The organism is Arthrobacter sp. C152 (assembly GCF_054890965.1).
Map to the genome: position 1 here is coordinate 1 of NZ_JBTZSU010000143.1, position 226 is coordinate 226.

Below are 226 nucleotides of genomic sequence, written 5' to 3' on the forward strand. Positions count from 1 at the left end.
TCTTGGAAGGCTGCTGCCAGCTGCTTACTTGTCTCTAGGTGCTTAGTAGCTTCTTCATTGCGGGACATGAGCAGCAATTTGGTGCGAAGGCTTCGGAAATGCATATCACCCAACAAAGATGCCCTCTTCACAGGGGCTTCTGTGGTTGACAGAATAAAGAGCTCACTGTTTGTGATGTTGAGAAAGATGCAGTTGGCTCCCAGTGCTTTCTTGAACTCCTTATGGA

General features: G+C 47.8%; 1 protein-coding gene. It reads right to left on the reverse strand.

Annotated elements, in window-relative coordinates; all coding sequences use genetic code 11:
* Positions 1 to 226, reverse strand: a 226-nt coding sequence (locus ACYSM9_RS22060) for a KH domain-containing protein (protein ID WP_461859075.1), incomplete at both ends; no start/stop codon positions are given.